This is a genomic window from Vibrio sp. 2134-1, from assembly GCF_033339495.1.
Window position 1 is genome coordinate 1 of record NZ_JAWOUS010000541.1, and the last position, 648, is coordinate 648.

1 protein-coding gene and 1 pseudogene are annotated in these 648 nt (G+C 48.1%); both read left to right on the forward strand.

The window, feature by feature from the left end; all coding sequences use genetic code 11:
* Positions 1 to 481 (forward strand): FHIPEP family type III secretion protein (locus R7R78_RS27110; protein ID WP_225474736.1); only part of this gene is annotated, 481 nt, incomplete at its 5' end.
* Positions 481 to 648 (forward strand): annotated as a pseudogene (gene vcrR / locus R7R78_RS27115) (LcrR family type III secretion system chaperone VcrR); the annotation flags it as partial. The gene R7R78_RS27110 and the pseudogene vcrR, both read left to right, overlap by 1 nt.

A 648-nucleotide genomic window follows, 5' to 3' on the forward strand; every position in this document is an offset into this window, starting at 1 on the left:
GACGGAGATTTTGCAACGTTTGGTGTCTGAGGACATTTCGATTCGTAACCTTCGCGTCATTTTGGAGGCCATGGTCGAGTGGGGACAAAAGGAAAAAGATGTCGTCCAGTTGACGGAATACATTCGTTCAAGCTTAAAGCGTTACATCTGTTACAAGTACGCGAGCGGTCAGAACATGCTGCCGGCGTACCTTCTGGACCAGAGCCTCGAAGACACGATTCGCAGCGGTATTCGACAAACCTCGGCGGGCAGCTACTTAGCGCTTGATCCTTCGGTTACGCAGCAATTTGTTAGCGACGTAAAACAGACTGTAGGCGATTTAAGCCGTATGCCGAACAAGCCTGTTCTGGTGGTTTCTATGGATGTGCGTCGTTATGTCCGAAAGCTGATTGAATCCGAATATTACGATTTGCCCGTTCTGTCATTTCAAGAACTCACTCAGCAGATCAACATTCAGCCACTTGGACGGGTAGGGATGTAATGAACGCCGCACTTGTACAATCGTTGGAACAAACGGGGATTCACGTGACGCCGTACTTTTGGCAAAAAAGTGCGATTCAACTTGGTTATCGCATGGAAGTTGATGGCATGGAACTGGTGTTTCGTGTCGAAGAAGGGGAGATCATTATTGTACTCCTCAAACGTGTG